Source organism: Humidesulfovibrio sp., assembly GCF_030689645.1.
GTDB lineage: Bacteria > Desulfobacterota > Desulfovibrionia > Desulfovibrionales > Desulfovibrionaceae > Humidesulfovibrio.
The window spans coordinates 1-2415 of record NZ_JAUYFU010000089.1 but is presented as its reverse complement, the minus strand read 5'-3'; the positions used below and the strand labels follow the sequence as shown (position 1 = coordinate 2415).

The window sequence follows — 2415 nt, the reverse complement described above, 5'->3', positions numbered from 1 at the left end:
GACGTCACAAAGTCTGAGAGATCGGATTCCCAACCGCAAACCTTGACTATGCGCAAGAATATATCTTGCCGAAGATCGGTGTTTATATCGGAGAAGCAGAGGTTCCACAGGGAAGATTCAAAACCATGATCAATATCGGACACAATCCGACATTCAATACCCGTAACGAGATTTCTATTGAAGCGTATTTACTGGATTTCAATGATCTTCTCTATGGACAAAAAATAACATTAACCTTTTTGCACCGAATTCGGGACGAAATGAAGTTCGATAGTATTCAGCGATTGATTGAACAAATGTTACAAGATTATCAGACTACCCGAGAATATTTTGATAAACAATAGAAAACAGAAAAACTGAATGCGTCCATGAGGATGCATTTTGTTATTTGATTCGTGCTGGAAGCGTTTACAACAACAAATGACGTGCTATATGACAATTTTCATGAATATTTATGAAAATATTTATAAATATCTATTGATTTTCAAATAATAGAATGTATAATAACCCTCATAGCAAAGAAAAAGAGTAGTAACACGAAACTCTTCAAACCAGCGACTTGTGAATTGGTGAAAGACAAGCTGAAGAAAGTGTGAACGTGCTTTGGAGCCGGACTATCGAAATTTGAGATAGTTCCCGTAGATCGGCGTTAACGATTTGAGTGCATAAAGGGATTCCTTTATGAATTAAGGTGGTACCGCGTTAACACGTCCTTATTTTTAAAATAAGGACGTTTTTTATTGGAGGATAACTATGATCGATTTTACCAAAATTTACGAATACATTCCATTCATTATCCAAGGAGTTTTGATTACCATTCAACTGGCACTGGTCGGCGCAGTTGGCGGATCTATACTTGGATTTATCTTTGGACTCACCAGCCGCAAGAAAAATATATTTGGCTATATCGTCCGAGGAATCATTGACTTCTTCAGAGGAACACCTTTAGTATTCCAGTTGGCGTTTTTCCACTATGGAATTCCGCAAATGGTAAAGGCATTTTTAGGAGTAAGTTTTGTACCGACCGCAATGTTCTCCGCCAGTGTAATCTTTATCATCAACTCATCTGCCTACCTAGCCGAAATACTTCGGGCTGGAATCGAGTCGATTGACAAAGGTCAAATCGAAGCCGCCAAAGCTTTGGGTGTAAAATCGTCAGACTACATGTTGCACATCATCATTCCACAGGCTGTTCGGAATGTGCTTCCGGCTATAGTTAATGAGTTTATCACACTGACTAAGGAAACTTCGATTGCTTCAATCATCGGTGTATCTGAACTGATGAGGCGAGCGACCATCATCACCGGAACGACCTTCAGATATTTCGAACCGCTTCTGATCGTCGGAATAACGTATTACATCATGAATAAAATTTTGTCTAATGTCGGAAAAGCCGTTGAGAAGAGGTTGAAATATGATTAAAGTTGAAAATCTGTTTAAACAGTTTGATCAGACGGAAGTTCTGAAGAACATAAACATAGAGTTTGAGGACGGTAAAACCTACGCAATCATCGGATCTTCTGGCAGCGGGAAAAGCACATTGCTACGTTGTCTTAACGGATTAGAAAAGCCAACATCCGGAAAAATCGTGATTGATGGGGTAGATATCGTTCACAATGAGAAAACACTTCCTGTCTTACGTCAGAAAATCGGTATGGTGTTTCAATCATTTAATCTGTTTGCTCACATGAACGCAACAGATAACATTACTTTCGCCTTAATGAAAGTAAAGAAGATGAGTGAAGCCGACGCAAAACAACTGGCTCTTGAAAAACTTACGGAAGTCGGCTGTGATCATCGCACAACCCATTATCCTCATCAGCTGTCCGGGGGTGAAAAACAGAGGGTTGCAATTGCACGTGCTTTGGCTATGAAGCCAACGGTCATTCTGTTTGATGAACCAACCAGTGCCCTCGATCCGGAGATGACGGTTGAAGTGCTTAAAGTTATGAAAAATCTGACAAATTCAGGCATGACGATCATTGTGGTCACTCATGAAATGAATTTTGCCAAAGAAGTTTCAGATTTGATTATTTATATGGACAACGGAGAAATTGTTGAAATCAATCCGCCCAAAATATTCTTTGAACAGACGCAAAGCGAACGGGCAAAGAAATTCTTGAACAACATGTTATAAGAAAGAAAGGAACTAAAACATGAAAAAATTAATTGCATTATTACTTGTTCTTCTCATTTTGGTCGGTTGTGCACCAAAAGTTGAGGAAGAAAAACTATTGAAAGTCTTGACCTCGAGCGGTTATCCTCCGTATGAAATGACTAAGCCGGATGGAACTCTTGAAGGATTTGACATTGATTTCGCTGAAGCTTTGGCTATTGAAATGGGTTATGATGGCGTTGAATGGGTCGATATGGACTTTGGCGGAATCATCGCTGCCCTAAACAACGAAGGAGCTG

General features: G+C 39.6%; 4 protein-coding genes and 1 other annotated feature. All 4 genes read left to right on the top strand.

Going from position 1 to position 2415, the window contains the following annotated elements; translation table 11 throughout:
- The first annotated feature begins 20 nt into the window (after window positions 1-20).
- Entirely contained in the window at window positions 21-344 is a 324-nt protein-coding gene (locus tag Q8O35_RS12540; RefSeq protein ID WP_305573820.1) for a riboflavin kinase, read from the top strand.
- A gap of 165 nt (window positions 345-509) precedes the next feature.
- Window positions 510-718: a binding site (T-box leader), on the top strand.
- Window positions 719-753: 35 nt separating this feature from the next.
- Window positions 754-1422, top strand: coding sequence for an amino acid ABC transporter permease (locus Q8O35_RS12535; protein WP_305573818.1), 669 nt, complete (start codon window positions 754-756; stop codon window positions 1420-1422).
- Window positions 1415-2137 carry an amino acid ABC transporter ATP-binding protein gene (locus tag Q8O35_RS12530; protein WP_305573816.1) on the top strand — a complete coding sequence of 241 codons (723 nt, stop codon included), beginning with the start codon at window positions 1415-1417 and terminating at the stop codon, window positions 2135-2137. The genes Q8O35_RS12535 and Q8O35_RS12530 overlap by 8 nt, the downstream gene beginning before the upstream one ends.
- A gap of 19 nt (window positions 2138-2156) precedes the next feature.
- Window positions 2157-2415 (top strand): transporter substrate-binding domain-containing protein (locus tag Q8O35_RS12525; protein WP_305573814.1); only part of this gene is annotated, 259 nt, incomplete at its 3' end.